8 protein-coding genes and 1 pseudogene are annotated in these 8,667 nt (G+C 43.3%); 5 read left to right on the forward strand and 4 right to left on the reverse strand.

The genetic code is table 11. The features are described from left to right. The first annotated feature begins 372 nt into the window (after window positions 1-372). Window positions 373-864 (forward strand): hypothetical protein, encoded by a 492-nt coding sequence (locus BWI97_RS27485; protein WP_146011035.1) that lies wholly within the window; start codon window positions 373-375, stop codon window positions 862-864. 440 nt (window positions 865-1,304) lie between these two features. On the opposite strand, the pseudogene BWI97_RS25410 reads toward BWI97_RS27485, so the two are convergent. Beyond that, window positions 1,305-1,739 (reverse strand): annotated as a pseudogene (locus BWI97_RS25410) (DUF5677 domain-containing protein); the annotation flags it as partial. Between the two features lie 943 nt (window positions 1,740-2,682). Here BWI97_RS25410 and BWI97_RS25420 point away from each other — a divergent pair. Next, entirely contained in the window at window positions 2,683-2,976 is a 294-nt protein-coding gene (locus tag BWI97_RS25420; protein WP_102203317.1) for a hypothetical protein, read from the forward strand. 193 nt (window positions 2,977-3,169) lie between these two features. Here the strand turns inward: BWI97_RS25420 and BWI97_RS25425 are convergent, their stop codons facing one another. The 3 genes from BWI97_RS25425 to BWI97_RS25440 form a co-directional block, all read right to left on the reverse strand. Beyond that, the gene (locus tag BWI97_RS25425) at window positions 3,170-3,835 is read right to left on the reverse strand and encodes a recombinase family protein (protein WP_102203318.1); all 666 of its coding nucleotides are present in this window, start codon (window positions 3,833-3,835) and stop codon (window positions 3,170-3,172) included. Window positions 3,836-5,025: 1,190 nt separating this feature from the next. After that, window positions 5,026-5,832 carry a relaxase/mobilization nuclease domain-containing protein gene (locus BWI97_RS25435; RefSeq protein ID WP_102203319.1) on the reverse strand — a complete coding sequence of 269 codons (807 nt, stop codon included), beginning with the start codon at window positions 5,830-5,832 and terminating at the stop codon, window positions 5,026-5,028. A 30-nt stretch (window positions 5,833-5,862) separates the two neighbouring features. Then, window positions 5,863-6,141, reverse strand: a complete 279-nt coding sequence (locus BWI97_RS25440) for a hypothetical protein (RefSeq protein WP_102203320.1) — start codon at window positions 6,139-6,141, stop codon at window positions 5,863-5,865. Between the two features lie 388 nt (window positions 6,142-6,529). On the opposite strand from BWI97_RS25440, the gene BWI97_RS25445 reads away from it, so the two are divergent. The 3 genes from BWI97_RS25445 (at window position 6,530) to BWI97_RS25455 (ending at window position 8,210) form a co-directional block, all read left to right on the forward strand. Continuing rightward, window positions 6,530-6,904 (forward strand): hypothetical protein, encoded by a 375-nt coding sequence (locus tag BWI97_RS25445; protein WP_102203321.1) that lies wholly within the window; start codon window positions 6,530-6,532, stop codon window positions 6,902-6,904. Window positions 6,905-7,260: 356 nt separating this feature from the next. Next, a complete protein-coding gene (locus tag BWI97_RS25450) occupies window positions 7,261-7,692 on the forward strand; it encodes a hypothetical protein (RefSeq protein ID WP_102203322.1) in 432 nt (143 codons plus the stop codon). Next, on the forward strand, window positions 7,689-8,210 hold the full coding sequence (locus tag BWI97_RS25455) for a hypothetical protein (protein ID WP_102203323.1): 522 nt from the start codon (window positions 7,689-7,691) through the stop codon (window positions 8,208-8,210). The genes BWI97_RS25450 and BWI97_RS25455 overlap by 4 nt, the downstream gene beginning before the upstream one ends. The last annotated feature ends 457 nt before the right edge of the window (window positions 8,211-8,667 follow it).

Genomic DNA, 8,667 nt, shown 5'->3' on the forward strand with positions numbered 1-8,667 from the left:
GACCAGGGCGTAAATGGTGTTACTGCTGATTGAGTTTGGCCCGAAGGCGTAGGTGAATTTTAAAATGGTTCCCGTCCGATTCCAGCTTACTTAAGCCGCCAATGAAAACTCCTCCTACAAATTAAAGATAGGAGARGGGCAAATGTAAACTAATTCTTGAAACTAAAAAATTAGAATCTGCTTAACAAAGCAGGAAAAAGGGAATTTCAATTTAAAAGTGATCTATACGGGCATCAGTCGATAAAAAAATTACTTATTAGGTATCAACACGGCAAGTGTGCATTTTGCGAGCAGAATATTGTTTCAGTATCTCATGGGGATATTGAGCATTTTAGACCTAAAGCTGGTTACCGACAAAACAAGGATGAAAAGTTGACTAAACCAGGCTATTATTGGCTTGCATATGAATGGTCAAATCTCTTTCTAAGCTGTCAGATATGTAATCAAAGATATAAGGAAAACTTATTCCCATTAAGAAATCCTACACTAAGGGCATTAAATCATAAAAGTAACTTAAACTTAGAAAGACCTGTATTTGTTAACCCAGGTTTGGAAAATCCGAGTCAATACATAAAGTTTATTAAGGAATATGCTAAGGGTATTGATGAATCTGGAAGAGGCGAAAAAACAATAGAAGCAATGGGCTTAAACAGAAGTGGTCAAGGTTATGATGATTTATTAGAGTTACGTAGAGATTACTTAAATATTGTAGGATTAACTTATAAAGTTTCTAGATATGTTATTAGTACTGATATGAATCAAGATTTGATACAGGATATTGAAGAAGCTAAAAGATTAATGTTGGAATTCAAATCTCCACAGAAAAAACTTTCAGCTTTAATTGTAGATAATTATAGTAAGTAAATTTCTATTATATCTACTGAATTATTTATTCTTAAATTACGCAATATAGTATTTATAGAATAATATAATTATTATAAATATTACACTGATTAACATCCTATAAATACAATATTAATCAATCTGTTTAAGATAGAAATAAAGGCTTAAATTGTTTGTATATATTGACTCATTGGTAAAAATATTTTCTTATATAGTTTCAACTAAAACTAATATTTTATAGTTCAATGAGCAGAATTATCCTTGAAGAACTTTTCACATTAAATCTACAATATAAGAAAATCACTTCTAACTAAATTATACATAGTTATACATTATTGTTTTTTCTCCGGCACTCGATTTTCTAAATATAAGTTATATATTAATAATGAGAAAACTAACACCTCTTTAGTGACTTCCTTAGCATCTCTAGCATACCTAATTTGAACAAACTCGATCATTCCTTAGGCAGGTTTGTTACAGAGCCCGTGCATTACTTTTGTTCCATGGATACTGCCGGAGTGCCCCCCATAGTGTGTCTCATAGAGGGCAGATTCACCCAAATACTCTGCTAATTTCTTAATGCTGGCAGGACCATTATAGAGCTGGTACCAGAAAATATGATTTCTGTTTTTTTTAACCTTTTGATACTCTTGTTCTGCATCAATAAATTGAGGATAGCCCAGCATAGTCATTTTACTAGTTATCATCTTCTCAATCTCAAATTCCTTGGCAAGTTCTGATACGTTACTATTGAATCGTTGGTCAGCATCTAACGTTTGCTGCAATGCTTTGCCTTGGGCCGTATCACTACTGTATCTATTTAGTACATTGATCTCTTCATGGGTATGCCACACCAGATAGGCCATACTCCGTTGATGGGTGTGCTCTTTGAAGAGATAATCTAAATAAACTTTAACTCAAGAATAGTTCTGATGATGTGCTTACAGGGATCAGTGGATGAGTGCTTGATTAGAATTGCGATTGAATCTAATAGCTCAAGGACATTTCTAAATAATAATTTTATCTTCACCGCCTCTAACCTGTTCCAGATCCTACGCATAAAGGTGAGTACCCATATTGACGAATTCGCTCACTATTTCAGAAAGCCTATTCAGTTCGTTTTGACTAGAATTATCTATCGTTAAGGGAAGTACACCTGGAATAGGGTGAATTTTCATCGGATCAATACAGTATAAATGAAGAATAGATTACTCGTTCACTTCTGCATAGTAGGCGTTGATTTTGCTCGCTTAATTAGCCTGTGACACGTAATAGGACGAATGAAACCATTAGGATAGCTATCTCCTGATTCGATACTCAGTGCGTAGGTGCTGCCAGCTTACCAAGAATTCTTTCCCACAGGTACCAACTCGATTAGAAAACCTTATCGTACACCCATCAAAGAACACAAACCGATCATTACCTGGTTTTTTGAAAACTACCTACGCTTTAACTAGGATGATGTAATGCGGGCTACTGAATATTACATGTCTCAGCATTCTGACAAACAGTATATTAGAATTGCACAGTATTTCATCCGTAAACGAGAGGCAGACCAGACGTACGTGAGTGATCTAGCCAATTTCTGTTTAATGGTCGAAGAAAACCCTGATAGTAAGCAGCCCCCCATTCCTCTGGTAAAGGGTTTACAGAAGTGTTCTAAAGCTAAGCGTCACAAAGCACGTTTCTAGCCGGTTTCGAGCGGCTTTTTTATACCTTCGCCTCAACAATAAAAAGATCATGATATGAATGAAATTGTAGCCTCAGCAATTGCTGTACCCAAAAAAGCAGGTGATGTCTCCTTTTATGAAGTAACGGTTGTTTACAGAAACGAGCGATATGAAGAAGGTACAAAGTAGGACGTTCGGCTTGGTAAATGTTATTAAATTTGATGATACCAAATTAGATCGTACACTGGGTGGCTTATTACCGGTAGCTATAACTTTTCAAGAAGCAATTGGTCGCATCGAAGCACACGTTTTTCAACAACTTTTACGAGGGGGTCGAACCGATGAATTCGATACCCGCGAATCCAATCTTCAACCCGTCATCGATCTCAAGAGTGCCTTTGAGCGAAACAAGATTCAGTTGGTTGATTTCGCGTTTTCGGGTCAATGGCATTACTTGGATTAACCAAACCCTTATAAAGTCCAACGGCTTCACCCGCACTGGGCAAAGCCGTTGGACCGTTGCTGAAGCAAAAGGTTACTTTTCGTTTAGCCGAAGTTCATAACTCTTTTCTTTTTCTCTGATAAGGCTCTTTTGATTCTGTTCGCGACTAGCTTCCGATTATGCATTATAAAATTTAGACCTAACTGACTATCAATCAAATTTCTAGTAGCTTGACTACTCGCTGGACCTGCTTGATGGAAAACGCTTTTCCCCGACGGGTCAGAAAGCCATTGGCATTAAAGAGGCGGGTGATCTCGGCCCAGCTGTGCCCGCCCTTGCGAAGCGACTCAGCCAGGAGTCCGGCTTTGCGATTATTCTCATTCGTCCGGGCGTTGGTTTGCTGAATGCTTCGCCCCTTGCGTCTACTTTCATCCGTTAGGTTCAACGGATTTCCCAGCTTCTCCCCTCGCTTCTTTTTTTCAGCCAGGGCGAGCCGAGTCCGCTCGGCAATGATCTCCCGTTCGTACTGAGCCATCGTAGCCATCATACCAATGGTCAGCGTATTTGCCTCAGGCATATCCACGCAAACAAATTCCACGCCCGCATCCCGGAGGGTAAACACGAAAGCAACATTCCTAGTAAGCCGGTCCAGCTTGGCAATGAGAAGCACGGCCCCGTGAGCTTGGCAATAGGCAATGGCGGCCTGAAGTTCGGGTCGGTTATTTTTTTGGCCTGATTCAATATCAGTAAACCGCCGGATCTCTTCTCCCCTATTTTTTAAGAACGCATCGACGGCCGCTTGTTGAGCTTCGAGTCCGAGACCCGACCGGCCCTGACGTTGGGTGGAAACCCGGAAGTAGGTAACGTAAGACTGGAGCATGACAAAGTGACAAAACAGGAAATTGGATAAAAACGGGGTGTTCTACAGGTAAAGATAAAGAAAGTGATTAAAAGTGACATTCTATGAACGTGCGTTTATAAAATGTTATAAAGGTCTTGAACATCATATTAATCTATATACAAGTGCTTTTGATTATTATAATCTATATAGCATTACGTAATTATAAATTCTAAGGGCTCGTTCATAAAATGATATAAGAAGCAAATCCTTACTTGCTGACCTATTTTAGGTCCAACTCAACCGTTTTCCTTATCCATCGCCAAGCAATCTACTTCTTCGATCAATTCCTTACTCTACTAGACAAGCTTAGTCGATTACTCCGGTAAATACCGAGAAAAGCGTTTACTCATTCCTACCGATATTTGCCGCAACTACTGGGACATCCTATAAGACTTCATGATCTCTTGATTCAAACGCCTAGAAGCCTACCCCTACAATAGGATCCTTCTTGGATACTACCCGGTATTTCCCGGACGCTGTACCGGGCACTGCTCGGCAGGCACTCGGTAACTACCGAGCTTCATTCAAATCTAATCATCGGTTTTAAAAGGCGTATCCGCACGTGATCCGATGGTCGGCGTTTCCCGGGTCTATACCGGCCATGAACAATAGAATTGACTCTTGCTTAGCTCGCCGGTGAACACCTGGTATTTCCCGGACCTACACCGGTATAGGCCCGGAAAATACCAGGGCTTGCCGTCTGCCAATCCTTTTGATTGTTTCTCGGCAATCACCGAGAGTATCGTCTTACCTTGTTTCCTTAGAAAAAGGGCTCTCATCCCTAAAAGAAAACCGGTATTTCTCGGGCATTTACCGAGGAATGCCTGGAAAAGCATTCTACCGGTAAATCCCGGGATTTACCGGTATGAGTTGGCTGGAGACTAGCCTTTTTCTTGGGTTTATCTAAGGCTCGGTTCCCCGCCACACGTTAAATTCCTGATAATCAATTACATTCTTTTTTCTTGATCCAGCGTTTCACTCACTTTAGGGACTCGACTGCTAGTGAAAGCGTAAACCGGTCTTGCTCCGGAGAATGTCCGGCAGATGCCCGGTAAACCGTTCATTTCATCTCGTACCGATGATTACCGGTAAGATGAGTTAAGGCAGCTCTTTAACTCTTATCGCATGCTTTACCGTTTCACCCCCCGAGAAAATCCGTATAGGCTTGGCTAGATGCGTAACCCTTTGCTTAGGGTAAGCGTTTGCTTACTTTCTTCGGCCAGCTGATTCTTTTCGAGCTGCTTTTTTAGCTCAGCGGTCTTGAAGCTCACATCCTGCCCCTTGAAGGCAAAGCCCTGTGCTCGAAACGAGATACCTGACACCCCGTTCTTGTTCTCCATGAGCTTGACCTCGATCCTTTTCTTTTCAAGCTCCTCTTTCAGCTCCGCAAAGCTTTTCACGTTCGTTGTACGTAAAGCAAGCTTAATCGACTCATGAATGAATTGTTTAGCAGCATTTGCCTCCGGACTTCGCTCGTTGACTAATCCTTTGCTTGTTTTCTTTTCTTCCAGCTTTTCAAAGCCCAACTGCCGGGTAATCTCCCGGCAAGCTTTCGTATTTCGGAGGTAGTCATTGGACTGAGCCACCGCATTGCCCCGATCCAGCGGTACCCGGTTGATGTAAATATGACAGTGCGGGTGAGGCTGATCAAAGTGACGAAAGATGACAATCTGGTGATCTTCGGGCCTGGCTCCCATCTTTTCACAGTACAATAGACTGGCCTTAATCATCTGCTCGCTGGTGATCGTCTCCCCCGGCTTCCAGCTCAGACTCGTGTGCATCACCGGCACTTTCACCCGGTGGTTTTTAACCACCGCTTTCATTTCCTCGGCCATGCCTTTAGCGTCCACAGAAGCCAGGTTCTCGGTATGCAAAAGCTCCGACTTTCCGGGCTTTCGTTTACCCTTTTCATCCTGGCCTTCCCCGTAAAGCAAGGCTCCCTTAAACGAGCTTCCGTAGCTGGTCTTGGCAATCATCGGCTCTAGTGGTTATCTTGTTTCTTCTCCTTACTTTTTTAGTACCTGCTTGACGGCGGCTAACACTTCTTCCACCTGCCTAGCGTGCACGTAGCCTTTGTGAGCAAAGGCCAGGAGTTGATTAAGATTGCGGGACAAACCCGTCAGCGTTTGCCGTTCCTCTTTAGAAAGCACCTCGTAGATGGGAGCTCCCAGGGCGGTTTGCCGGATGTATTCCGAGACACTCATGCCGGCAAGAATCGCCCGGTTTTGAATCCGGCTATACTCCTCTTTAGTAACCCGGGCTCTCAGGCCCACCGTGCGAGTCACCGCTTTTCTACCTTTCTTTTTCTTTGACTGTTTCCATTATTCTCTTCTATTCATCTTACGCTACTGCTCATTTAACCTATGACTTAAACTCACTTCCGCTTTTTTTACGAGCGGCGGACCCTTTCAGGGTCTCGCCGGGGGTTTGGGGCTCTAGCCCCAACAAGCCAGTGAACGCTAAGTGAACGGGTGGCAAATGTGGAACATTTGCTATGGCTTGCTCTCCTATGCTCTACAATACTAGCGGAAGTTTTTTTGTTAAGTACATTAACATTACGTTATTTTTGCTCATGTATACTTATATTTTAGTCGTATTTAGGTTCTATTTTGGAATTTTGAGCGATACTGGTGGTAGATCTGCTGTATAGTAGTGGTGTACCTGCTCTAAAAAATGCTTACTACGCTATTAATTAATATGGAGAAAAAGTATGTGTTGATGGCTTTTGAGCGGAACCTCAAAGGCCGCTTTGATGTGCTAGCTGCGTATTATGGAGATTCGCTTTTTCATATTCCCGCGAGCATCATGTGTGAGAAGATTAAGGATGAACTAGGCATCGCTTTAAACGAGCAGAACCTTTACAACCTAAAGCGTCGTCTCCATCCTAAAACCGGGAAGCCTGCTCCGTCTGTTTTAATAGATCCCTCCCCTACCTCCAACTCTCCTGTTTCGACACTGAAGCTTGATTCACTAGCAGAAGCTTTAGACAAACTGCGGGCCAAGGAAGACCCCTCCCACCGCAAACCCTCGGGTTTCTCACTGGATTAAGTACGAGCCTCTACTGACTCGCCYTTTTAATCGATTATATTCTTTTAACTACTGCCTTTCTTTTTAAACCAACCTAACGCATGAAAACCATTCACTGCATCCTCCAGTCCAAGGGAGGCGTGGGCAAGAGTTTACTGACCTAGTTTCTCGCCCAAAAACACCAGGAAGACACCTCCACCGTCTTTATTGATCTGGATAACTCGACGGCCACCAGCTCGCTTCGGCTCTCGTCCATTGTCGGAGCTGACCGCATCAAGTCCTTTGCCATCTTAGACTCCGAAAAGAAACTAGACCGGGAAAAAATCCTAGAGCTCTTTGAAGTCATTGCCCAGTCCAAAAAGTATGAAACGAGTATCTTGGACTTTGGAGCTCCCGAAAGCGAAGAATTCTTAAAGCTGTTGACCCACCAACTCGAAGCTTCCCTCATTAAAGAGGAACTTGATGCCTTATCCTTAGCGGTTCACTTTCACGTCATCCTGGCGGGAAAAGATGCCTTCACAGCGACGATGAACTACTTTCTAAATCTAAAAAAAGTCAATCAGGACGTCTTCCCGCTTTCGGCTTTAGTGAACGCGGGTACGTTTCAGGATGAAGAAACGGCTCAACAGACTAGGCAAACCCTGAGTCAAACCTCCCCAGCCTATTGCTTTGGTCAGATTGGCTCCTCGCAGTCGGGCCGCGAGATTTTAGCTCTGCTTTCGGGCAGTGGCGATGTGTCCAGTCTGGGCCTAGTCGGCCGGATCCAGTACAAGAAAGTGATGCGGGAGATCAATGAGCTACCACTATGACCCGAGAAGAAAAGAAACAGTTTAAGCACCGGGTTGCTCAAAAGTATGGCATTCATGAAGAAGACATCGATGATGCCTTGATTCCCTTTTTAGCGGTGGTGGAAGCTAACACTCTAGGTATGCAGAAACTGGGAGCTGGATTGAAAGATAAAATGGAGGCCTTTGAAAAGTCGATGACAGCGAAAGTTGAAGCTAGCATCAAACCCAAGGTTTACCAACCACCTTCGGTGGAGCGGATGAGTGCCTGGAAAGCCTTCTGGGTGACGCTAGCGGCAAACCCCTACTTTAGCCCCCTCATGGGTATTACGATTCTAGCAGGGGTGTTAGGAATGCTTCTACTCGGCCATGATCTTCACGACGCGTATCAACAGCGGGCTACCTGGAAGAAAGAAGCTGCTCGAGCGCTTAGCCAACAGTTGCATGAAAAGTACTTTCAGATCCAAACCGATGGTAGCCTCTTTATTCCTAGACAAAATTATCAGGTGGTCAAGGGAGGCATTCGCGTAGAGCAGAAATAAAAGGAAAAGAGAGCTAGGGACGCCTCGTAGCTCTCTTTTAATTGCTTTTGGATCAAATCATAAGCCGAGCGTCGGAGCCGGCGATTAAGGTGTTTTTTTGCCTTACGAGCAAGGCCGGGTTTCTAAAACACGTAGAGCAACTGCCTGGCACCTACGGCATCGGCTTCATCACCACTGCGGGCATAAGCTTTGTGACCGTATGCTAAAGGCATAGAAGAATGATAGTTTGCATAAAGCTAGTGACTTCTCAGTTCCGTCTAAAGCTAGCTTAGCCTTAGACGGAACTGAAAATAACGGGAGTTTAACTCCTAAATTATTTATGCTCGTTCCAAGCCTATTCATTAACATAAAGCTGATGCCTGTTTTAGAAGATCAAAGACCACTCCCCTACCCTTATTTACCAACATATGATCATGAATGCATCAATGATGACTTCATAGTTTAGCAGTAACGCATG

This window comes from Siphonobacter sp. BAB-5405, assembly GCF_002872335.1.
GTDB lineage: Bacteria > Bacteroidota > Bacteroidia > Cytophagales > Spirosomataceae > Siphonobacter.